1 protein-coding gene is annotated in these 1,090 nt (G+C 43.6%); it reads left to right on the plus strand.

Features of this window, described 5'->3' with window-relative positions; translation table 11 throughout:
- Positions 1-16: 16 nt before the first annotated feature.
- The coding region (gene tuf / locus A9267_RS11520; RefSeq protein ID WP_065109270.1) for an elongation factor Tu at positions 17-1,090 on the plus strand (1,074 nt) is incomplete at its 3' end.

The raw sequence follows: 1,090 nt of genomic DNA on the forward strand, positions 1-1,090 counted from the left end.
TGGCTAAAGAAAAATTTTGGCTAAAGAAAAATTTGAACGTAGTAAACCACACGTAAACGTGGGTACAATTGGTCACGTTGACCATGGTAAAACTACTCTAACAGCAGCTATCTCAGCAGTATTGACGAAAGCATACGGCGGTGAGACTAAAGATTTCGCACAAATCGATAACGCTCCAGAAGAGCGTGAGCGTGGTATTACAATTAATACTTCTCACATCGAATATGACACGCCTACACGTCACTACGCACACGTAGATTGTCCTGGTCACGCCGATTATGTTAAAAACATGATTACTGGTGCTGCACAAATGGACGGTGCTATCTTAGTAGTAGCAGCAACTGATGGCCCAATGCCACAGACTCGTGAGCACATCCTACTTTCACGTCAGGTTGGTGTACCTTTCGTTATCGTATTCATGAACAAATGTGACATGGTTGATGATGAAGAGCTACTTGAATTAGTAGAAATGGAAGTACGTGAACTTCTTTCTGAATATGACTTCCCAGGTGATGACTTACCAGTTATCCAAGGTTCTGCACTTAAAGCGCTTGAAGGCGATGCAGCTTGGGAACCAAAAATCATCGAACTTGCTGAAGCTCTAGATACTTACATCCCAGAGCCAGAGCGTGACATCGATAAGCCTTTCCTACTACCTATTGAAGATGTATTCTCAATTTCAGGTCGTGGTACAGTTGTTACTGGTCGTGTAGAGCGTGGTATCATCACTGTAGGTGACGAAGTAGAAATCGTTGGTGTTAAAGACACAACTAAAACGACTTGTACTGGTGTTGAAATGTTCCGTAAGCTGCTTGACGAAGGTCGTGCAGGTGAGAACTGTGGTGTTTTATTACGTGGTACTAAGCGTGATGAAGTTGAACGTGGTCAAGTACTTGCTAAGCCAGGTACAATCACTCCTCACACTACATTCGAATCAGAAGTATACGTGTTAAGCAAAGAAGAAGGCGGACGTCACACTCCATTCTTCAAAGGCTACCGTCCACAGTTCTACTTCCGTACAACTGACGTAACTGGTACTATCGAGCTTCCAGAAGGCGTTGAAATGGTAATGCCAGGTGACAACATCAAG

The sequence above is a fragment of the Shewanella sp. UCD-FRSSP16_17 genome (assembly GCF_001675935.1).
GTDB lineage: Bacteria > Pseudomonadota > Gammaproteobacteria > Enterobacterales > Shewanellaceae > Shewanella > Shewanella japonica.